The organism is Brucella sp. NBRC 14130 (genome assembly GCF_040371715.1).
Taxonomy (GTDB): domain Bacteria; phylum Pseudomonadota; class Alphaproteobacteria; order Rhizobiales; family Rhizobiaceae; genus Brucella; species Brucella intermedia.
In genome coordinates, this window is the sequence record NZ_BAABTE010000001.1 from 169,194 (window position 1) to 187,965 (window position 18,772).

Sequence of the window (18,772 nt, forward strand, 5' to 3'; positions counted from 1 at the left end):
CAAACGTTGACTCTCGGTCAAGCTGATGTAAACCAGTTTGCAAATTGCAAATTCCCAACCGACAGGTTCAGGACATGGATAAGTTCACCAAGCTCACGGGCGTCGCCGCCCCCCTGCCGATCGTCAATATCGATACGGACATGATCATTCCGAAGGATTACCTGAAGACGATCAAGCGCACGGGTCTGAGCAAGGGTCTTTTCGCCGAAATGCGCTTCAACGAAGACGGCACGGAGAACCCGGATTTCGTCCTGAACAAGCCGGGCTACCGCAACGCGCAGATTCTCGTCGCAGGCGACAATTTCGGCTGCGGTTCGTCGCGCGAGCATGCGCCGTGGGCCCTGCTCGATTTCGGCATCCGCTGCGTGATTTCGACTTCTTTCGCCGACATCTTCTACAATAACTGCTTCAAGAACGGCATTCTGCCGATCAAGGTCAGCCAGGAAGATCTGGACAAACTGATGGACGACGCTTCGCGCGGCGCCAATGCAACCCTCACCATCGATCTTGAAGCCAAGGAAATTCACGGCCCGGATGGCGGCACGATTTCCTTCGATCTCGACGATTTCAAGCGCCATTGCCTGCTCAACGGTCTGGACGATATCGGCCTGACCATGGAAAAGGCTGGCAGCATCGACGCATTCGAGGCCAAGCGCGCTGAACAGCGTCCCTGGGCATAATGACGGCATGCGCTATATATACTCGGCCAGAATGCCCGCCAGAACGCCCGGCTGCAGGTCTGGCGGCCTGCACAAGTGAATAGGACACGATTGGCTGGAATGGCCCGAGAAGATCAAAGCGGCGACTGGGCGGGACGTCTTTCGCCCTCGCTGGACGAAATCGAATCCATCGCGATTGAAGCTCTTGCGCATCTGCCGCAGGAGTTTCGTGCGTTGTGCGGCGACATCATCATCCAGATCGCCGACTTTCCTGACGACCAGATCATCGAGGATATGGGGCTGGAAACGCCTTTCGATCTGCTCGGCCTTTTCGAAGGTCGCGGCATCGGCGAGCGTTTCAGCCTGCAGACCGGCGAAGGTCCGAATCGCATCACGCTTTATCGTCGCGCGATCCTCGACTACTGGTCCGAACATGAAGAAGTGCTGGGCGATATCATCACCCATGTGCTGATTCACGAGATCGGCCATCATTTCGGCCTGTCGGACGACGATATGGAAAATATCGAGGCTCAGGCGGAGTAGCCGCTGCTGATTTTTGGAGCGGCTTAAAACGCGCCATCTTCCTCCAGGAATTTGATCGCCATGAGCGCAGCGCACCGGCTGAGCAAGATGTCTCGTTCATCTGAAAGGTCGGTGGCAAAGCGATCCGCAAGCCTGCGATATGAAGCGTCAATTGCCGGATTTATAAGGTAGCGCGCTTCCATTCTGTCACAAGTCGAGCGGAGTTCGCGAATATCCGGTTTTATACTCATCGACAGGGCTTCCTGCTGAAATTCGGAAAGTATCATAAAAAAGGCGCCCTCGCCGGGCGCCTTTTCCATTTCCTGTTACGCCACGCTCAGGCGAACATCGATATTGCCGCGCGTTGCATGCGAGTAGGGGCAGACGATGTGCGCTGCCTGAACCAGTTCTTCGGCCTTCGCCTTGTCCACGCCCGGCAATGCCACTTGCAGTGCGACATCAAGGCCAAAGCCGGTGCCGTCCTCACGCGGACCGATACCGACCGTCGCGGTCACGGTGCTGTCGGCTGAAATGGAAACTTTTTCCTTTGCGGCAACGAACTTCAACGCACCGAGGAAGCAGGCCGCATAACCGGAAGCGAAAAGCTGCTCGGGATTGGTGCCCTCGCCGCCCGAGCCGCCCAGTTCCTTCGGCGTATCGAGAACGACGCTCAGCCGTCCGTCAGCGGTTTTGGCGCTTCCCGTGCGGCCGCCGGTTGCTGTGGACTGGGTGGTGTACAGAATTGACATCTGGGTTTCTCCTTTGGTTTGTCTTCGCAGCCAAACTCGCAGATTTTTAAATTGCGCGCAATCTAATTTTGCAAAATATAATATCACGATTATATGATGCACAATCCAATTGCGTATGCTGTATATATCGACCAAGGAGTTGTCTGAATGAAGCGCGACGATCAGGATTCGAATCTCGACCTTTCCAACATGGTCTGCTTTGCGATCTATTCGACCGCAAATGCGTTGACGCGCGCCTATCAGCCGATCCTCAACAAACTCGACCTCACCTATTCGCAGTTTCTGGTGATGATCGTGCTGTGGGAACAGGACGATCGGACAGTCTCGGAGATCGGCGCACAACTCAATCTGGACTCAGGCACGCTGACGCCGCTGCTGAAACGCCTCGAAGCAGCCGGACGCATTGCGCGGCGACGCGATGCGCGGGACGAGCGGCAGGTGCGCATCACATTGACCGACGAAGGCCGGGAATTGCGCAAGCAGGCCGAGAACATCCCGGAGCAGGTGTTCTGCGCACTGGGTCAGCCTGTCGATGAGTTGCAGGATCTGCGCGCACGCTTGCTCGGTATACGCGGCAATCTCGCCAACAGCCTCAACCGCTAACAAAAAGCGCCGGAAAACCGGCGCTTGGACTTCTGATAAGGCTACGCAGATCAGCGATAATGGTTGTTGAAACGCTTGTCGTACCAAAGCCAGCCAAGACCGGCGGCCGCTACGATCAGCGGGAAAATGTACCAAAAGAAGACCCCCGAAGTCATGGCTTCAATCTCCCTAAAACGCGTCTTGCCATAAGATGTAATACGATCGCCGGCAAAATCCAAGCTGTGACGCCGAGAAAAGAGACGACCAGGCCGCTCCCCGGCGTGAAATTAAAGGTGTTGCCCAGAACCCCGACAGCGAGAAACGCCGTGGAAAGGCGATCAAGATTGTTCGCCAGCAACTTGGTTCGTTCGTTGTGTATCAAACTCATATCGCCCCCATCCCGATCAATTCTTATCCCGAAGCTTAAGGGACCGCCACCCGCATCAAACAAAAAGCGCCGGTTTCCCGGCGCTTTTCAATCTCAGTGCTGAGAAAGCAGATCAGGCCGCAAGCGCCTTCGGCTTGATGAGGCCGCGCGCGACCAGCAGTTCAGCAATCTGGATCGTGTTGAGAGCAGCGCCCTTGCGCAGATTGTCCGAGACCACCCACATGGCAAGACCGTTTTCGACGGTGATATCCTCGCGGATGCGGCTGATATAGGTCGCGTCTTCGCCAGCGGATTCATAAGGCGTGATGTAGCCGCCATTCTCGTGCTTGTCGACAACCTGGCAGCCCGGGGCTTCGCGCAGGATTTCGCGCGCTTCTTCCGGCGTGATCGGGTTTTCGAACTCGATATTGACCGCCTCGGAGTGGCCGATGAAGACCGGAACGCGGACAGCGGTTGCCGTCAGCTTGATCTTCGGATCGAGCATCTTCTTGGTTTCGGCCACCATCTTCCATTCTTCCTTGGTGTAGCCGTCTTCCATGAAGACATCGATATGCGGGATCACGTTGAACGCGATGCGCTTGGTGAACTTCTTGGCCGTGACCGGATCGGCTACGAAAACAGCGCGTGACTGTTCAAAAAGCTCATCCATGCCTTCCTTGCCCGCACCCGAAACCGACTGATAGGTCGACACGACAACGCGCCTGATCTTGGCGACATCGTGCAGCGGCTTCAAGGCCACGACGAGCTGGGCGGTCGAGCAGTTCGGATTGGCAATGATGTTCTTCTTGCGGAAGCCTTCGATTGCGTCCGGGTTCACTTCCGGCACGATCAGCGGCACTTCGGCGTCATAACGCCAGGCCGAGGAATTATCGATGACGACACAGCCCTGCTTGCCGATCTTCGGCGACCATTCCTTGGAAATCTCGCCGCCGGCAGACATCAGGCAGATGTCCGTATCGGAGAAATCATACGTGTCGAGCGCCTTGACCTTCAGCGTCCGGTCACCATAGGACACTTCCGTACCCTGGCTGCGGCGCGATGCAAGCGCGACAACTTCGTCAGCCGGAAAGCCGCGTTCCTCGAGGATATTGAGCATTTCGCGCCCGACATTTCCGGTGGCGCCGACAACTGCAACCTTGAAACCCATTTTTCGTCTCCTGTCCCTCTCCGCTTCCAGATTCGGAACCCCGCAGGCCACGCGGGACTTCCGCCCCCGGGCCAGACCCGGGGAGAGGGCGAGCAGGCCAAGGGAATCAGACCGTTTTCGTGGTCGTTTTGGTAATGGCCGTGAGTGTTTTGGAAATCGAAGGCATGCGCGCTGCCCCGGCAAGAATGCCGGCAGTTCCAAGCGAAACTGACGCTACGTTGACGCGATCCACGCGGGTTCTCCTTCGTTCGCCACTGCTTTTACGCGGTTTATCGATGGAGTCAATTCTCCATCCCCGCAAGGAGCGCATTTTTTGGCGCTTTATTGCTTCCCTTCAGTATTTCAAGCCGTCAGTTCTGTCTCATACTAAAGACTACTGCACGAATCCCCTTTTTCGGTTCATCATGCAAGTGTGAGGAGAGCGCCCGGACAGTTGAGAGGAATTGTTCCCGGCGCACCAGGCGAACTTCATTTACCCGGTGAAGAAGTATCGCCCTACATTTGCCCGCAGGGCTCTGTTTGGGAGGACAGATTAATGGCAGTCTCGTCAAGTGCCGAGGTCGGCACGCAGAAAATGACGAGCGAAGAACGCAAGGTAATTTTTGCGTCATCGCTTGGTACCGTCTTCGAATGGTACGATTTCTATCTCTATGGAACGCTTGCAGCCTTCATCGGCGCGGCATTCTTCAACGAATATCCGGAAGCAACCCGAAACATCTTCGTTCTGCTCGCCTTCGCGGCAGGCTTCCTCGTGCGCCCCTTCGGCGCCCTTGTTTTCGGACGCATCGGCGATCTCGTCGGGCGTAAATACACATTCCTTGTGACCATCGTCATCATGGGCGCGTCCACGTTTCTCGTGGGTATCCTGCCCGGCTCGGCCACGCTCGGCATTTTCGCACCGATCATCCTGATCGTCCTTCGCATGCTGCAGGGTCTCGCACTCGGCGGTGAATATGGCGGTGCGGCAACCTATGTTGCGGAACATGCTCCGAACAATCGCCGTGGTTTCTTCACGTCATGGATCCAGACCACGGCAACGCTTGGCCTGTTCCTGTCGCTGCTGGTCATTCTGGGCATCCAGACCATGATGAGCAAGGAAGCCTTCGCCGCCTGGGGCTGGCGCATTCCGTTCCTCGTCTCGATCCTCCTGCTTGGCATTTCCGTCTGGATTCGCATGCAGATGAGCGAGTCGCCCGCATTCAAGCGCATGAAGGAAGAAGGCAAGACTTCGAAGGCACCGCTTTCTGAAGCTTTCGGCCAGTGGAAGAATGCAAAGATCGCGCTCATCGCCCTTTTCGGCCTCACCGCCGGTCAGGCCGTCGTCTGGTATTGCGGTCAGTTCTACGCCCTGTTCTTCCTTCAGAACGTTCTGAAGGTCGAAAACCAGTCGGCCAATATCATGGTCGCCATCGCACTCCTGATCGGCACCGGCGGTTTCGTCTTCTTTGGCTGGCTGTCCGACAAGATCGGTCGCAAGCCAATCATTATGGCGGGCCTGCTTCTGGCCGCCGTAACCTACTTCCCGCTGTTCAAGGCGCTGACCCATGCCGCAAACCCGGCTCTGGCCCAGGCCGAACAGACGATCAAGGCGACCGTTACGGCTGCTCCCGGCGATTGCAACTTCCAGTTCAACGCCACCGGCACGTCGAAGTTCACCACGTCTTGCGATGTCGCGACAAGCTTCCTCGCCAAGAGTTCGGTGCCTTATGAGATCGTGCAGACGGCAGCGGCCGGAACGCCTGCAACCATCACGCTCGGTGACAGCACGATCACGTCTTACGACGCCGTTCAGGCTGGCGCCGATGCTGCGGCCAAGCAGTCGGCTCTGTCTCACGACGTGAACCTTGCCTTGCAGAAGGCTGGCTTCCCGCTCGTTCGCGATCCCGCGAAGGTGCCGGACAGCAAGCTCGACGCATTTGTCGCCGCCAATCCGGAACTTCAGCTGAATGCCGAAGCGATCCGCGGCGGCGAGAAGGCCATGGTTCCGGCTGCCGATCTGGTGAAGCAGAAGCTTCTGACCCAGACTGAGGCGGACGGACTGGGTGTCAGCACGCCACAGGCCGTCTTCACGATCCCGGGCGCCGGCGCATTCAAGATGGTTGCCGACCCCGCAGAGGTCAATTGGGTTCTGACAATCGCTATCCTGACCGTCCTCGTCATCTATGTGACGATGGTGTATGGCCCGATTGCCGCGATCCTCGTCGAGATGTTCCCGACCCGCATCCGCTACACCGGCATGTCGTTGCCATATCATATCGGCAATGGCTGGTTCGGCGGTCTGCTTCCGGCTGGCGTGTTCGCACTCAGCGCGGCCAAGGGCGATATCTACTACGGCCTCTGGTATCCGATCATCATCGCCTCCATCACCTTTGTGATCGGCATGATCTTCGTCAAGGAAACCAAGGGCGTCGACCTGCACAAGCTCGACTGACCATCGTCAACCGCACAAATTGAAACGCCGCCCTCCCGGGGCGGCGTTTTCATGTTCGTATGGTGCCACTATCGGCGGTATTGCGCCTCGATTTCGATCAGCTTCTGCTTGCGCCACAGACCGCCACCGTAGCCCGTCAGCGATCCGTCCGCGCCGATCACGCGATGGCAGGGGATAATGATGGCAATCTGGTTCGCCCCGTTGGCCCGCGCCACCGCGCGCACCGCAAGCGGCTTTTCCATGGCCTGCGCAAGTTCGCTGTAGCTACGCGTGTCCCCTGCCCGGATATTCTGAAGTTCGCGCCAGACATGCTGCGTGAAAGCACTGCCATGCAGAACCAGCGGCAGGTCGAACGTCGGGGAATTGCCCTCGAAAAAGGCATTCAGCTGTCGCTCGACAAGATCATGCGTGTCGAAACGGCCAATCCCCAGATCGCCGCGGCAGGTGGCATATAGTTTCTTGAGCTCAGCGGGCAGCGCCTTGCGATCGACGAATTCGAGAAGATGCAGGTTTCGCGCGTCACAGATGGCTATCATCGTGCCGAGCGGCGTCCTGATCCAATCGGCCCGCAGCAAGCCATCGCCGCGCAATTTTCCGGGCGGCAGTCCGAGAATACGCGCAAAGGCGCCGCGGAAAGCTTCGGGAGATTCAAATCCCGCGTCGATCTGCGCATCGATCACACGCCCGCCATCGGCAAGCGCCTGGAACCCGTGCCGCAGGCGCTCCTGCCGCGCCATTTCGAGAAACGTCATTCCGAAATGGCGGCGGAAACTGCGACGGACGGTCGAAGGATCAAGCCCCAGCCGGGCCACATCCTCTTCGCTCCAGCGTCGCTCCGGTTCGGCTTCAAGCGCGTCGAGAAGCTTCCTGACGGCCGGTTCCGCTTCGGCGGCGGGCTGTAACGGATGGCATCTTTTGCATGGCCTGAATCCATCGGCCATGCATTCGGCAACCGATGCGAAGAAACGGCAGTTTTCCTGTTTCGGTTTGCGCGCCGGACAGGTCAGGCGGCAGAAAATTCCGGTCGAGATAACGCCGACATAGACCCTGCCCTCAAAAGCGGCATCGCGGGCGACAAGTGCATCGTAAAGTTTGTTTTGATCAGGGAGCGTGAACAACATGCCGCTATTCTTATGCAGCGAAGCACGAATTTACAGCCTCAAATCGGGCACTTATTCAAAAAAGAAAAGCCCGCCATGCAGAATGCATGACGGGCCATATATCAAGCGATCCTGTCGCGCTTATGCAGCGGAAAGCTTAGAGAACTTGTCGAGGATTGCGTCGCCCATTTCGACGGTGCCGACCTTGGACTTGCCTTCCGACCAGATGTCGGCAGTGCGCAGGCCATCATTGAGAACCTGTGCAATCGCTGCTTCCAGACGATCCGCTTCGTCGACGAGATTGAACGAATAACGCAGGCACATGGCAAGCGAAGCAATCATCGCAATCGGATTGGCAACGCCCTTGCCGGCGATATCCGGTGCCGAACCGTGAACCGGCTCGTAAAGCGCCTTGCGCTTGCCGGTTTTGGAATCGACCGCACCGAGCGAAGCCGACGGCAGCATGCCCAGCGAGCCGGTCAGCATCGCGGCCACGTCCGACAGCATATCGCCGAACAGGTTGTCCGTAACGATGACGTCGAACTGCTTCGGCCAGCGCACAAGCTGCATGCCGCCAGCATCGGCCAGCATATGCTCCAGTTCCACGTCGGCGTGTTTTTCCTTGTGGCGCGCGGTGACGACCTGATTCCACAGAACGCCGGACTTCATCACGTTGCGCTTTTCCATCGACGTGACCTTGTTGCGGCGCGTGCGCGCCAGCTCGAAGGCGACATCGGCGATGCGTTCGATTTCGTAGGTGTCGTAGACCTGCGTATCGATGCCGCGCTTCTGGCCGTTGCCGAGGTCGATGATTTCCTTAGGCTCGCCGAAATAGACGCCGCCGGTCAACTCGCGCAGGATAAGGATATCGAGACCTTCGATAACTTCCGGCTTCAGCGAGGAAGAATGGGCCAGTGCCGGATAGCAGATGGCCGGGCGAAGATTTGCATAAAGCTGCATCTCCTTGCGCAGACGCAGAAGACCGGCTTCAGGGCGCACTTCATAAGGCACGCTGTCCCACTTCGGACCGCCAACGGCACCGAAAAGCACGGCATCGGCGGCCAGCGCCTTCTCCATATCCGCATCGGAAATCGCCTGGCCATGCGCATCATAGGCGGAACCGCCAACCAGACCTTCTTCCGTCTCGAAACCGAGATTGAGGCCTGAGTTGAGGAAAGCGATGATCTTGCGGACTTCCGCCATCGCCTCTGGGCCGATGCCGTCGCCGGGCAGGAGAAGGAGTTTTCTGGATGCCATAATGCCAAGCCTCTGTTTTATTTCGCATATTCCACAAAACGGAGATCCGCTTTTTTCAAGAATATCGCGTTCAAATTCACGACAACAACAAACAGCAGGAGGCCGTCCGCCATCATCTTTATCAAGTTCCGCGAGGGTTATAGAGCCCCGTTGTCCGACAAGCAATAATGCGCGTGGCTGAAACTAATGAAAAAGATAGGGGCTTGTGTGGAAATTATATAACAGCGGGAAAAGCAGACATGTTCCGCGCGCCAAGCCTCCGGCCAGCACCAGAAAGGCCCGCTATCACTCCGTCAAACTGCGCGCTTCTGACGGGAGCATGATGGGAATGCCGCCCCGGACCGGATATGCAAGCTTTGCCTTGTGCGAGATCAGTTCGCCATGTTCCGCGTCATATTCAAGCGCCCCTTTGGTTATAGGGCATACGAGAAGTTCCAGCAGGCGCACGTCGATATTGCCGGTTTCCGTCTTGTCGTCCATGATCCTATTCCTGAAATCTACTGTAAACGCGATCCGAAATCGTCGTCCTTCACTCGGGCCAGCACCATTTCGGTGATGGCGATCAACGTCGCTGCACGCGTCTTCAAATCCGGGGCTTCCAGAAGCGCCTGTTTTTCAGCCGGGCCGAAAGGCGACATGATGGAGAGCGCATTGACGAGGGTCTCGTTGTTTGCCCGCGCGATGCTATCCCAATCGGCTTCCAGATTGTGCGCCTCGAGATAATCCCGGAACGCACCCAGCAAGGCTTCACGGTCGATCTCCGATGACTCCCGCGACTGCTCCAGGTCGGCAAGGAACGGCATGATCCGGCACTGCCGATAAGGCTGGCGGCAATTGATCTCCTCGCGCACGCGAAAACGGCAGATGCCCTGCAAGGTGATCAGCAAGCGGCCATCGCCGGTTTCGGCAAAAGTGGTGATACGGCCAAGACAACCGACACTGCTCAACTGCGGGCGAAGGCTTTCGTCCAGTTCGTCGGTCGGCTCATCATCCTCGCCGTCGATTTTCGGCTGGATCATGCCGATGATGCGCTTGCCGGCCAGCGCATTCTCGACCATCGCCAGATAGCGCGGTTCGAAAATGTTGAGCGGAAGCTGGCCACCGGGCAGAAGCAGCGCCCCTTTCAACGGGAAAACCGGCACAGTCTCAGGAATATCCGCGCCCGTCCTGTAACGGGCATTGCCCACTTGCATTACAACCTCCCTTTAGGGCTCACGCGACATGCGCCCTAACAGTTGGAATCCGCATGGCGGGCAAAGCGCAATTTGTCCGCCATGCTCCCGACCGCTCGCGGTCAGGAAAACAGAAGCGACGACAGCTTGCGCCGTGCGCCGAGCGTCGCGGGATCGGCATTGCCCCACGCCTCGAAGAACTGGAGCAACTGCTTGCGCGCACCGTCATCGTTCCACTCGCGGCTGGCCTTCATGATGAAAAGCAGCTCATTGGCCGCATCTTCACGCCGCCCCTGCGCGTTACGCACCTGCGCAAGATCGAACCGGGCCTGATAATCATTGGGATCAGCCTGAATTCGCTTTTCGAGTTCAATCGGATCACCGATGAGCTTGACCTGGTCGGCCAGTGCAAGACGTGCTTCCAGCGCCCGGACGGCAGGCGCGTTCTGCTTGTCTGCAGGAATCTGGGCCAGAATTTCCCGCGCCTTTTCCGCGTCGCCGGATTCCAGAAGGCAGGTCGCAAGACCGACAACTGCGTCGACATTATCCGGGACGGCATGAAGGATCGACGAGAATATCTCAGACGCCTGAACGAAATCGCCAGCTTCAACCAGTTCGTTCGCCGCCGCGATTGCCTCGGCAATCGCAGTTTCAGCGTCACTCGGCCCGCCAACCTTGGCGATGAACTCCTTCACCTTCGATTCAGGCACAGCCCCCATGAAACCGTCAACCGGCTGGCCGTTGACGAAAGCGATGACCGCCGGAATGGATTGAATGCCAAGCTGGCCGGCAATCGCCGGATGGTCGTCGATATTCATCTTGACCAGCTTGACGGCGCCGCCAGCCTCGCGGACCGCCTTTTCAATGATCGGGGTCAACTGCTTGCAGGGACCGCACCATGGCGCCCAGAAATCCACCAGCACCGGCTGCTTGCGGGATTCTGCGATTACATCCGCCTGAAAGCCTGCCGTCGTGGTGTCCTTGACGAGATCCGCTCCTCCAGCAGCGGCCTGCGGCGCGCCGAAAGAGACATTCGCCGTCATCTGGCCACCCGCGCCAGCATAAGGATTGTTTTGGCTGCTCATAAGAAATTCCTTCGTATTTTCCGGTCGATGCAACGCTCCGCATGCAAGCCCGCGTCGTTCATTCAGTTCGTATCTTCGAAAGCCAATTTCAAGACGGTCGATTCAGCAGTTGCGCTGTAACTTAGCGCTTCTGTTTCCCACTTCAATCGCCAATCGCCGCGTGGGAAAGCTGCCGTTCCGACCACCAGTCTATACCTAAGCATCAGCCTTGGCACGCTCGGAAACGGCCAGAATGCGCGGTTCGTGTCCCGTGGACTTGAGGAAAGCAACCAGATCATCGCGCTTGATGGAAGTCGTGGCTTCGTTGGTCAGCGGATGCCCGTTGATGACATCATGCTTCATGAGATCGGCATCAAGGATTACCTGCACATTGTGTGCGGTATCGTTGACCGCGCCGAACACGGTGACCGAACCGGGAATCACACCCAGATATTCCATCAGCTTTTCCGGCTTGCCAAACGAAACACGGCTTGCCGCACCGATCAGTTGATGGATCGATTTCAGATCGACCACCGCGTCCTCCTCGACCGTCACGAGAAAGAAATTGTCCTTCTTGTCTTTCAGGAAGAGATTCTTCGTGTGACCGCCCGGAATTTCACCGCGCAGGCTTTGGGAATCGGCAACCGTGAACAAAGGAGGATGTTCAACAGTCTTTACTTCGATACCGAGTTTATCAAGATAGTCGTGTAGCTCGCTCGGCGACAAAGGCATGGTCCCACCCCATTCTGTTCGGCATTGAATATGTTGCACATGTCGCCGCGCTCCTCACGCTTCGGCGACACACCACAGCTTATAGACCATGGATAGAGGCTTAGAAACCACGCAAAACAAATTGGATTGCTTGTCAGAAGCACAGCGGTTTGACTCGCACCAATCCTACAGAGTTCAGCCCCCCGAGCAGGCGCTTACCTCCTGTCTGGGGAAGAAATCACAGCGGAATCCAGGCCCTACACCTCAAAATAACGACATGAATACAGATAGTTAGCCAACGGCTCACAGCCAATTTCGTCGAAAAGACATTTTCATGTAATTTCCCTGTTGCAATCTCGGAAGCGTTAGTTCATATACCGCCTGCCTGACGGAAACGACTGGCGCGAGCGGGTGTAGCTCAGGGGTAGAGCACAACCTTGCCAAGGTTGGGGTCGAGGGTTCGAATCCCTTCGCCCGCTCCAGTTTTCCGATCAGATAGGCAACAAAGTCCCGGCTTCGTCCGGGATTTTTGCTTTTTCAGGCGTGTTTCCATACGATTTCTGCAAGGTCATCTGTTCAGCCAGCGCCAAGCGCCAGCTGAATCCTCGACCTGTGAATAAAGCGAACGTCACGTGACCACGTTTTCTTCGTATGTCCGTTTAACCCCCGGCACACAGAGACAAGCTGGTACGATCAACACGGCAATAAGCATCATCGCTATGAAAGTCGTGTGCAGCGCGTGTTGAAGCGCCAGTCGAAGTTCCTGCTGATCTATGAGCATGTCGGCGCCATTCAGGAGATCCCGCAGTTGGTCTGACGTAATAGCCTGGCCATGATTGGCGTTGGCAAGACCGTATGTCAGCACCGCGCCCAGAATGGCCGCTCCGAGCGTGCTGCCAAGATTGCGCGAAAAGACATTCGATGCAGTGGCACTGCCGCGTTCGGACCAGTTCACGCTGTCCTGCGTCAGGATCAGCGCCCCGATGTTGAGCAGGCCCATTCCGAAACCCATGATCAGCGAACCGGCGCCCGCCATCGTGGCCGAGCTGGACGGGTCAAGCATGACGAGCAACGAGGTTCCGATCGGAATACAAATGCTTCCGACAATCATGATCGGGCGCAATCCGAACCGCGTAAACTGCCGCGAAGCAATCGTCGCCCCGCAAGGCCAGCCCAGCAGCAGCATGGTCAGGGCAAAGCCCGCGACCACCGGAGAACGGTCGAGAACCGTCTGCACATACATCGGCAGAAACGTCGTCAGTCCCATGATCGACATGCTGGCAAGGAAAACCGCCAGATTGGAAAATGCTATCGGGCGCTTCAGCCACAAGCCGGGCGCGACCATGGGTTCCTTTGCGCGCCGTTCCTGCCAGATGAAGGCAACCAACGACAAGCCGAAGAGAACCAATGCCAGAATCGCTTCCGGCGAGACGGCGCTTTCCATGAGGGTAAGCGCAATCATCAGGGATGAAATCGAGACGGCAAAAAGCGCTGCGCCAAGCACATCGACCGATACGGGTTTGGAGCGTTTTTCTTCATGCAGGAAGAGGAGAAAGCCCGACGCCGCCAGCATACCGACCGGCACGTTTATCCAGAACACCCACGCCCAGCTGAGATTGTGAATGATCAGGCTGCCCAGGAGCGGGCCGACAACGGCTGACAGCGCCCACACGCTGGCGAGGTATCCCTGAACCTTGCTGCGCTGTGCGCCCGGAAAAAGGTCGGCGACAACAGTCATGGATGCGGGCTGGATCGCCCCTGCCCCAATGCCCTGCAATAGCCGGAAGACAATCATGGAAGGCATCGACCATGCAAAGCCCGCCAGTATCGACGCGATCAGGAACAGGGCAATGCCGAAAATGAGCACTGGCTTGCGACCGTATATATCGGCCAGTTTTCCAAACACGACGGTCGTCGCGGTCTGGGTCAAGAGGAACGATGAGAAAACCCAGGAATAGAGATTGAGCTGACCCAATTGCGCAGCGATCTGCGGCATTGCGGTCGATACGATTGTAGCCTCGACTGCAATCATGGCCATGCTTGCCATGATCGCGGCAACAACGAGCCCGCGATGAGAATGTTTTTCTGTCATGGATTGCCTTCAGACCGGAACGGTCGTCGTTGAGTGGAAGCCTCCTCGCTCCCAACCCTGTTTCTTAGACCTGCCCGATCACCACCGCAATAGGTTGCCCGCCCCGGTCGGTACACATTATTGCTACCACGTTTCCACCTATCAGCGGTCAGGCGTGCCAGAACAGCTATCGAGCCGTTTGTCCATCACGATGCGGCTTGTTTTAACAGGCAACCTGTCCGACAACGCTTCACACTTTTGAGACTCTTGGAGAATGACCATGACAAACAGCACGACGCCCTATTTCCTTGAAGACACGGACGAGAGCGAGATTTCCTCCGATGTCGCAGGCATCGGCAACTTGCTGGTAACCACGCATATTCCCATCCGGGCAGATGGCACAATGGAAACCGGCGATATAACCGCTCAGAGCGAATGCACGCTCAACAGTCTCAGGATCTCACTGGAAAAGGCAGGCAGCAGCCTGGCAAACGTCATTCATTTGACGATCTACCTGACCGATATCAACGAACGTCCTGCCTTTAACGAGGTTTACCTGCGCTTCTTCAAGAAACCTTTTCCGGTTCGCTGCGCTGTCGGCGTGGCGGGACTGGCCACGCCGGAGATGCGGGTCGAAGTCACGGCTATGGCGGTACGCAATCAGTAGCCGCCGACACACGGCGTAACTCGCCTTATCGGGGCCGCGGGACATGAACGGCCCCGAATTCGCGCTCCCTCAGCGGAATCCTGCACGATAAGCATATAATCATACGCTAATTTCATAATTCGTTTCCGCGAGCGGCCTAGCCGACGCTTGCGTGTTTATGCAATGCTCGTGCGTCAGACCAGTGGAGGGGTCGATAAGATGAGAAAAATCATAACAATAATGGGTATCGCAGGCGCTATTCTGGCAACGGGGTTCGCGGCTCATGCGGGAGAGACGCTGGATCGCGTCATGGAAAAGAAGGCCATGGTTGTCGCAACCAATGCAGGCTGGCCTCCGCAAAGCTTTCTGGACGATTCCAACCAGCTCGTGGGATTCGACGTTGACGTTGCCAATGAGATCGGCAAGCGTCTGGGCGTCGCCGTATCCTTCGAGACACCGGACTGGGCAACCTTGACCGGCGGACGCTGGCAGGGACGCTATGACGTAGGCGTCGGATCGGTCACGCCGACCAAGGCGCGCGCCAATGTCATCGATTTTGCCGGTATTTATTATTACAGCCCATATGTCTATGTCGTGCACAAGGACAGCGAAGCGAAATCGGTCGCTGACCTCAAAGGCAAGGTTATCGGCGTCGAGACAGCCACCACGTCGGAAGATTATGCGCGTCACCAGCTGGAGATCGACGCCCCCGGCCTTCCCCCCATCGAATACAAGCTCGAACCCGGTGAAATTCGCACCTTCGCGGATTCCATGCTGCCGTTCGACGACCTGAGACTGGGAGATGGCGTTCGTATCGATGCGATCGTCGCACCGGAGCAGACGGCCCAGAACGCCATCAAGAACGGCTATCCCGTAAAAATCCTCGAAGGCGACTATGCCTTCCGTGAGCCGCTCGTCGTTATCGCCGAAAAGAACGATCCCGAATGGACCGCCAAGATTGGCGAAATCATCAAGCAGATGAAGACCGACGGCACTCTCGGGACACTCACCGCAAAGTGGTACGGCAAGGACTACAGCGCCGACTGACCTGTCCCTTGCTTCGATATTGAAATGAGCCATCCATGCGGTGGCTCATCCGATACCCCTATTTTGGTGTTACGATGACATATCCCGTCACTTACTACAGCCGTACCAAGGCAGACGACTTCGCACGTCCGACGCTGGAGCGTGAGATAACAGCAGATGTCGCGGTGATTGGCGGCGGACTTGCCGGATTGTCGGCGGCCTTGCAGATGGCGCGCGCCGGCAAGAAAGTAGCTGTTCTGGAAGCCGAAAGCATTGGCTTTGGCGCATCAGGGCGCAATGGCGGATTTGTCAGCCCCGGTTTTGCGACCGGCGGCGATGCGATTGCCGCCCGTGCCGGGAGCAATGTCGCCAGAACGCTTCACGAAATGTCGATCGAAGGCGTCGAGTTCGTTCGCCAGAACATTGCCTCGCTGAATATCGAGGAAGCCCAGCTATCACCCGGCATCATGAGCGTTCGTCGCCATGACGATGGCGACAGCCTGAAACACTACGCCGACGAACTCTACCGCGACTACGGCTACAAGCTCGATTTCCATACAACAGCCGAAACCCGCAACATTTTGAATTCCAGGCGCTATTTCCAGTCTGTCACTGATCCCAATGCCTTTCATATCCATCCCTTGAATTATCTGCGGGCGCTTGGGCGCGAGATAGAGCGGCTTGGCGGACGGATATTCGAGCACAGCCGTGTCGTTCAATTGCTCGACCACGGTGATGGCAAGCTTGTAAAGACGGCTCAGGGACGGGTCAAAGCAGGCGCCGTACTGATAACCACCGGCGGCTACACAGACGGTCTCGTCGGGCAGATCAAGCGGGCCTACCTGCCCATCGCAACCTATGTGATGGTAAGCGAGGAAGCGCCCGAACTGATTGCGTCGGCAATTCGCACCACATCCGCCATCGGTGATAACCGGCGGGCGGGCGACTATTACCGTGTGATCGACGGTGGCCGCAGACTGTTGTGGGGCGGACGCATCACGACAAGAGCAGCGGATACCCCCGGCGTCGTGCGGGAACTGCGCAGCGAAATGGAGGGGACCTACCCTCAGCTCGCTTCGCTGAAGACGGAACTCGCATGGTCGGGCCTTATGTCCTATGCGAGACATCTCATGCCACAGATCGGCAAGCTGGACCGCGCCACATGGTATTGCACGGCATTTGGCGGCCACGGGCTCAATACGACCGCCATCGGCGGCAAGGTCGTCGCCGAAGCCATCTGCGGACAAAGTGACCGGTACAAGCTTTTCGAGAAATTCGGGCTGGTCTGGGCCGGAGGAGCTGCGGGTCTCGCAGCTGCCCAGCTGACCTATTGGAAATTGCAGATGCAGGATTGGCTTGCCGAGCGAAAAGCAGGCTGACAGGGGAGAGAATATGCTCGGGAGGTTTTTTCTGACACGGCCAGAGGCCGCTAAACGGACTGTTCAGGTAGCGTTTTTTGTTATCCTGACAGCGCTCTTCTGTTTCATGAATGTCCGGTTCTCGGGCATAACAAGCTGGCTGGGGATCGACCCCAAAGTCGCGAAGGCGGGTTTCACCAAGGCGACGTTGCTTTCCTCCGTTCTGCTCAGTCTCATAATCTTCGCCAATTGGAGCTTTCTGAGACTTTTTCCGCGTTGGGCACAGATCATCGCCATTTGGACGGAACTGTTCCTGCTGCTGATGATCTTCTTTTATTCATTCAATCTCTCGTTTGAATTCATCGCCAGAAAGATCGGATTTCTCATCAGTCAGGGCGTCGTCACGACGCTTTATATTTCCACCGCCTCCATCTTCTTCGCAACCGTTCTGGCGCTCATCGGCGCCGTGGCCAAACTCTCCAAGAACGGTCTGGTCTACGGTCTGGCGACGTTCTACACATCGCTCTTCCGCGGCCTGCCATTGCTGATGCAGATTTACATTATTTACCTGGGCTTGCCGCAGGTGGGTTATGTCATCGGGCCGATTCCCGCCGGTATTCTGGCGCTGTCCCTGTGCTATGGCGCTTACATGACGGAAATCTTTCGTGCCGGCATCGAAAGCATCCCGCGCGGACAGCAGGAAGGTGCCGCGGCCTTGGGCCTCGGACCATCACAAACAATGTGGCTGGTCATTCTTCCTCAGGCGATGCGCATCATCATTCCGCCAACGGGCAACCAGTTCATCGCCATGCTGAAAGACTCGTCGCTGGTCTCCGTCATCGGCGTATGGGAACTCATGTATCTTGCCCGCACACAAGGCCAGACCGAGTTCCGGCACATCGAAATGCTCATAACCGCATCGATGATCTACTGGGCCCTGTCCGTCGTTCTGGAATATGGCCAGGCGAAACTCGAAGCTCGCTTCAAACGTTCTCTCGTGCGTTGAACGCGTCATCGTAGAGGCGTCGGGCCTGAAGCAACATCAAACGAAAATCGGCGCGGAATTACCGCGCCGATCCATTTTTAGAACCTTTTTTTGACTATCGCCGCCATCTGAGCGACATGCATGACAGGCCTGCATCGATCCGCCCGATTTCGCCTGTCTTGAGGGCAACAACCTTATATCCCTCCTTATCAAGCTTATCGATCGTGCGGGGATAGTCCGCGCCGACGAAAACGACATCGTTGACCCGAAGCGCATTGGCGGCTGCCTCTTCACCTTCCGGCGTCACAATTTCACGCATGCCTCGAAAGAAGCCGGAGCCCGCCAGCCTGTGCGTCGCAAGCACCGTCTCCTCGTCCAGCAGCGAACAGTCGGTCTTGAAGTGCAGTACACCCTTGGGCGTCTCTACAATTTCGGCGGCGTGTCCGAGCGCTGCCAGTGCAGCCCGAAGCCCTTCGGCGCCACTCTTGTCGGTACGCGCCGACAGGCCGATCATCACCACCTTGGGCGTCACCAGCACATCACCGCCATCGGCAAAACCGGGCGAAGGGAGCGACACGACATTCTCAAAGAGCGAACGCAGAACCGGTTCGATTTCAGCCGTCTCACCCATGCGCGATGGTGCGCCAGGACGCAGCAGAACTGCGCCTTCGTGGAACACCAGCGCCGGATCTTCTACAAATATCGAATCCGGAAAATCCTCCATCGGCGGCAGAACCGTCACCTCGACACCAGCGTTTCGCAACGCCTGCACATAGGCTTCGTGTTCTTCCCTGACACCTTCGTAAGTCGGATTACCCCTGTCATCGGCGCGCAAACCATTGACGACGGATCGTCCCGGCGTGCGGACGATAGCTGCATTGAATTGATAAACGGCGGTCATGGA

Annotated in this window: 21 protein-coding genes and 1 tRNA gene; 9 read left to right on the plus strand and 13 right to left on the minus strand. The window is 57.2% G+C overall.

Annotated features, from left to right (window positions below):
* The first annotated feature begins 74 nt into the window (after window positions 1-74).
* Both leuD and ABWW28_RS00725 read left to right on the plus strand, forming a co-directional pair.
* Complete coding sequence (gene leuD, locus ABWW28_RS00720; protein WP_006472229.1) at window positions 75-680, plus strand: 3-isopropylmalate dehydratase small subunit; 606 nt, start codon at window positions 75-77, stop codon at window positions 678-680.
* Window positions 681-779: 99 nt separating this feature from the next.
* Window positions 780-1,202 (plus strand): metallopeptidase family protein, encoded by a 423-nt coding sequence (locus tag ABWW28_RS00725; RefSeq protein ID WP_006472228.1) that lies wholly within the window; start codon window positions 780-782, stop codon window positions 1,200-1,202.
* 23 nt (window positions 1,203-1,225) lie between these two features.
* Here ABWW28_RS00725 and ABWW28_RS00730 read toward each other — a convergent pair whose 3' ends face one another.
* On the minus strand, window positions 1,226-1,501 hold the full coding sequence (locus ABWW28_RS00730; RefSeq protein WP_021588125.1) for a hypothetical protein: 276 nt from the start codon (window positions 1,499-1,501) through the stop codon (window positions 1,226-1,228).
* Between the two features lie 6 nt (window positions 1,502-1,507).
* Window positions 1,508-1,930, minus strand: coding sequence for an organic hydroperoxide resistance protein (locus ABWW28_RS00735; protein ID WP_021588126.1), 423 nt, complete (start codon window positions 1,928-1,930; stop codon window positions 1,508-1,510).
* Between the two features lie 147 nt (window positions 1,931-2,077).
* On the opposite strand from ABWW28_RS00735, the gene ohrR reads away from it, so the two are divergent.
* Window positions 2,078-2,533: a transcriptional regulator OhrR gene (gene ohrR, locus ABWW28_RS00740; protein ID WP_021588127.1), complete on the plus strand. Its 456-nt coding sequence runs from the start codon at window positions 2,078-2,080 to the stop codon at window positions 2,531-2,533.
* Window positions 2,534-2,684: 151 nt separating this feature from the next.
* On the opposite strand, the gene ABWW28_RS00745 is transcribed toward ohrR, so the two are convergent.
* From ABWW28_RS00745 to ABWW28_RS00755, 3 genes are all read right to left on the minus strand, one after another.
* The gene (locus tag ABWW28_RS00745) at window positions 2,685-2,900 is read right to left on the minus strand and encodes a hypothetical protein (protein WP_230349924.1); all 216 of its coding nucleotides are present in this window, start codon (window positions 2,898-2,900) and stop codon (window positions 2,685-2,687) included.
* 112 nt (window positions 2,901-3,012) lie between these two features.
* Complete coding sequence (locus ABWW28_RS00750; RefSeq protein ID WP_112669382.1) at window positions 3,013-4,047, minus strand: aspartate-semialdehyde dehydrogenase; 1,035 nt, start codon at window positions 4,045-4,047, stop codon at window positions 3,013-3,015.
* A 106-nt stretch (window positions 4,048-4,153) separates the two neighbouring features.
* The gene (locus ABWW28_RS00755) at window positions 4,154-4,279 is read right to left on the minus strand and encodes a hypothetical protein (RefSeq protein ID WP_006472225.1); all 126 of its coding nucleotides are present in this window, start codon (window positions 4,277-4,279) and stop codon (window positions 4,154-4,156) included.
* Window positions 4,280-4,582: 303 nt separating this feature from the next.
* On the opposite strand from ABWW28_RS00755, the gene ABWW28_RS00760 reads away from it, so the two are divergent.
* A complete protein-coding gene (locus ABWW28_RS00760) occupies window positions 4,583-6,478 on the plus strand; it encodes an MFS transporter (RefSeq protein WP_021588130.1) in 1,896 nt (631 codons plus the stop codon).
* A 68-nt stretch (window positions 6,479-6,546) separates the two neighbouring features.
* Here ABWW28_RS00760 and ABWW28_RS00765 read toward each other — a convergent pair whose 3' ends face one another.
* The 6 genes from ABWW28_RS00765 to ABWW28_RS00790 form a co-directional block, all read right to left on the minus strand.
* Window positions 6,547-7,599 carry a bifunctional transcriptional activator/DNA repair enzyme AdaA gene (locus tag ABWW28_RS00765; RefSeq protein WP_176587960.1) on the minus strand — a complete coding sequence of 351 codons (1,053 nt, stop codon included), beginning with the start codon at window positions 7,597-7,599 and terminating at the stop codon, window positions 6,547-6,549.
* A 120-nt stretch (window positions 7,600-7,719) separates the two neighbouring features.
* Entirely contained in the window at window positions 7,720-8,835 is a 1,116-nt protein-coding gene (leuB, locus tag ABWW28_RS00770; RefSeq protein ID WP_021588132.1) for a 3-isopropylmalate dehydrogenase, read from the minus strand.
* Window positions 8,836-9,120: 285 nt separating this feature from the next.
* Window positions 9,121-9,315 carry a Trm112 family protein gene (locus tag ABWW28_RS00775; RefSeq protein ID WP_006468553.1) on the minus strand — a complete coding sequence of 65 codons (195 nt, stop codon included), beginning with the start codon at window positions 9,313-9,315 and terminating at the stop codon, window positions 9,121-9,123.
* 17 nt (window positions 9,316-9,332) lie between these two features.
* A complete protein-coding gene (locus tag ABWW28_RS00780) occupies window positions 9,333-10,028 on the minus strand; it encodes an LON peptidase substrate-binding domain-containing protein (protein WP_006468552.1) in 696 nt (231 codons plus the stop codon).
* 101 nt (window positions 10,029-10,129) lie between these two features.
* On the minus strand, window positions 10,130-11,092 hold the full coding sequence (gene trxA, locus ABWW28_RS00785) for a thioredoxin (protein ID WP_021588134.1): 963 nt from the start codon (window positions 11,090-11,092) through the stop codon (window positions 10,130-10,132).
* A 195-nt stretch (window positions 11,093-11,287) separates the two neighbouring features.
* Complete coding sequence (locus ABWW28_RS00790; RefSeq protein WP_021588135.1) at window positions 11,288-11,803, minus strand: prolyl-tRNA synthetase associated domain-containing protein; 516 nt, start codon at window positions 11,801-11,803, stop codon at window positions 11,288-11,290.
* 386 nt (window positions 11,804-12,189) lie between these two features.
* Between ABWW28_RS00790 and ABWW28_RS00795 the strand changes: the two genes are divergently transcribed.
* Window positions 12,190-12,264 (plus strand) — tRNA-Gly (locus tag ABWW28_RS00795).
* Window positions 12,265-12,410: 146 nt separating this feature from the next.
* Here the strand turns inward: ABWW28_RS00795 and ABWW28_RS00800 are convergent.
* Window positions 12,411-13,874 (minus strand): MDR family MFS transporter, encoded by a 1,464-nt coding sequence (locus tag ABWW28_RS00800; protein WP_021588136.1) that lies wholly within the window; start codon window positions 13,872-13,874, stop codon window positions 12,411-12,413.
* 259 nt (window positions 13,875-14,133) lie between these two features.
* Here ABWW28_RS00800 and ABWW28_RS00805 point away from each other — a divergent pair, with 259 nt between their 5' ends.
* From ABWW28_RS00805 to ABWW28_RS00820, 4 genes are all read left to right on the plus strand, one after another.
* Complete coding sequence (locus ABWW28_RS00805) at window positions 14,134-14,520, plus strand: RidA family protein (protein WP_021588137.1); 387 nt, start codon at window positions 14,134-14,136, stop codon at window positions 14,518-14,520.
* A gap of 198 nt (window positions 14,521-14,718) precedes the next feature.
* Window positions 14,719-15,546 (plus strand): transporter substrate-binding domain-containing protein, encoded by an 828-nt coding sequence (locus ABWW28_RS00810; protein ID WP_025092069.1) that lies wholly within the window; start codon window positions 14,719-14,721, stop codon window positions 15,544-15,546.
* Window positions 15,547-15,620: 74 nt separating this feature from the next.
* Window positions 15,621-16,904 carry an NAD(P)/FAD-dependent oxidoreductase gene (locus ABWW28_RS00815; RefSeq protein ID WP_176588033.1) on the plus strand — a complete coding sequence of 428 codons (1,284 nt, stop codon included), beginning with the start codon at window positions 15,621-15,623 and terminating at the stop codon, window positions 16,902-16,904.
* A gap of 13 nt (window positions 16,905-16,917) precedes the next feature.
* Window positions 16,918-17,889: an amino acid ABC transporter permease gene (locus tag ABWW28_RS00820; protein ID WP_183515119.1), complete on the plus strand. Its 972-nt coding sequence runs from the start codon at window positions 16,918-16,920 to the stop codon at window positions 17,887-17,889.
* Between the two features lie 94 nt (window positions 17,890-17,983).
* On the opposite strand, the gene ABWW28_RS00825 is transcribed toward ABWW28_RS00820, so the two are convergent.
* A complete protein-coding gene (locus tag ABWW28_RS00825; RefSeq protein ID WP_025092071.1) occupies window positions 17,984-18,769 on the minus strand; it encodes an arginine deiminase family protein in 786 nt (261 codons plus the stop codon).
* Window positions 18,770-18,772 lie beyond the last annotated feature (3 nt).

Excerpts from the sequence above, each read along its gene's own strand:
- ABWW28_RS00790 (WP_021588135.1), bottom strand. The coding sequence starts at position 11,803 with ATGCCTTTGTCGCCGAGCGAGCTACACGACTATCTTGATAAACTCGGT.
- ABWW28_RS00800 (WP_021588136.1), bottom strand. The coding sequence starts at position 13,874 with ATGACAGAAAAACATTCTCATCGCGGGCTCGTTGTTGCCGCGATCATG.
- ABWW28_RS00745 (WP_230349924.1), bottom strand. The coding sequence starts at position 2,900 with ATGAGTTTGATACACAACGAACGAACCAAGTTGCTGGCGAACAATCTT.
- leuB (WP_021588132.1), bottom strand. The coding sequence starts at position 8,835 with ATGGCATCCAGAAAACTCCTTCTCCTGCCCGGCGACGGCATCGGCCCA.
- ABWW28_RS00730 (WP_021588125.1), bottom strand. The coding sequence starts at position 1,501 with ATGGAAAAGGCGCCCGGCGAGGGCGCCTTTTTTATGATACTTTCCGAA.
- ohrR (WP_021588127.1), top strand. The coding sequence starts at position 2,078 with ATGAAGCGCGACGATCAGGATTCGAATCTCGACCTTTCCAACATGGTC.
- ABWW28_RS00725 (WP_006472228.1), top strand. The coding sequence starts at position 780 with ATGGCCCGAGAAGATCAAAGCGGCGACTGGGCGGGACGTCTTTCGCCC.
- ABWW28_RS00775 (WP_006468553.1), bottom strand. The coding sequence starts at position 9,315 with ATGGACGACAAGACGGAAACCGGCAATATCGACGTGCGCCTGCTGGAA.
- ABWW28_RS00780 (WP_006468552.1), bottom strand. The coding sequence starts at position 10,028 with ATGCAAGTGGGCAATGCCCGTTACAGGACGGGCGCGGATATTCCTGAG.
- ABWW28_RS00735 (WP_021588126.1), bottom strand. The coding sequence starts at position 1,930 with ATGTCAATTCTGTACACCACCCAGTCCACAGCAACCGGCGGCCGCACG.
- ABWW28_RS00805 (WP_021588137.1), top strand. The coding sequence starts at position 14,134 with ATGACAAACAGCACGACGCCCTATTTCCTTGAAGACACGGACGAGAGC.
- ABWW28_RS00765 (WP_176587960.1), bottom strand. The coding sequence starts at position 7,599 with ATGTTGTTCACGCTCCCTGATCAAAACAAACTTTACGATGCACTTGTC.
- ABWW28_RS00750 (WP_112669382.1), bottom strand. The coding sequence starts at position 4,047 with ATGGGTTTCAAGGTTGCAGTTGTCGGCGCCACCGGAAATGTCGGGCGC.
- ABWW28_RS00820 (WP_183515119.1), top strand. The coding sequence starts at position 16,918 with ATGCTCGGGAGGTTTTTTCTGACACGGCCAGAGGCCGCTAAACGGACT.
- ABWW28_RS00825 (WP_025092071.1), bottom strand. The coding sequence starts at position 18,769 with ATGACCGCCGTTTATCAATTCAATGCAGCTATCGTCCGCACGCCGGGA.
- leuD (WP_006472229.1), top strand. The coding sequence starts at position 75 with ATGGATAAGTTCACCAAGCTCACGGGCGTCGCCGCCCCCCTGCCGATC.
- trxA (WP_021588134.1), bottom strand. The coding sequence starts at position 11,092 with ATGAGCAGCCAAAACAATCCTTATGCTGGCGCGGGTGGCCAGATGACG.
- ABWW28_RS00810 (WP_025092069.1), top strand. The coding sequence starts at position 14,719 with ATGAGAAAAATCATAACAATAATGGGTATCGCAGGCGCTATTCTGGCA.
- ABWW28_RS00815 (WP_176588033.1), top strand. The coding sequence starts at position 15,621 with ATGACATATCCCGTCACTTACTACAGCCGTACCAAGGCAGACGACTTC.
- ABWW28_RS00760 (WP_021588130.1), top strand. The coding sequence starts at position 4,583 with ATGGCAGTCTCGTCAAGTGCCGAGGTCGGCACGCAGAAAATGACGAGC.